Genomic DNA, 330 nt, shown 5'->3' with positions numbered 1-330 from the left:
GTGGGCTTTACCGGGGTGTCGGCGTCGTTCACGGGGCTGAGCACATCGTTCACCGGTGTCAATACGAGCTTCACGGGCGTATCGACCTCATTTACCGGCGTGTCGACCGGTTTCACGGGCGTCAGCACGTCGTTCACGGGCGTGAGCACGGGCTTCACCGGTGTGTCGACGTCGTTCACGGGGATGTCGACCGGCATCACGGGATTGAGCAATTCGGTGACGGGCGTTTCGAACAGCATGACGGGCATTGCGTCGTCGATGACGGGCGTCAGCACTTCGGTGACCGGGCAGTCGTCAGGCGTGACGGGCGTCTCGCTGTCGTGCACGGGC

The 330-nt window shown here is 63.6% G+C and carries 1 pseudogene; it reads left to right on the top strand.

The annotated features are described in order from the left end of the window. A pseudogene (locus tag HWX36_RS36775) lies at window positions 1-330 on the top strand (type VI secretion system tip protein VgrG); the annotation flags it as partial.

The sequence above is a fragment of the Burkholderia sp. BCC0405 genome (assembly GCF_902833075.1).
In the GTDB taxonomy this organism is placed as follows: Bacteria; Pseudomonadota; Gammaproteobacteria; order Burkholderiales; family Burkholderiaceae; genus Burkholderia.
The sequence above is the reverse complement of the archived record's forward strand: the minus strand, read 5'-3'. Positions and strand labels throughout refer to the sequence as shown.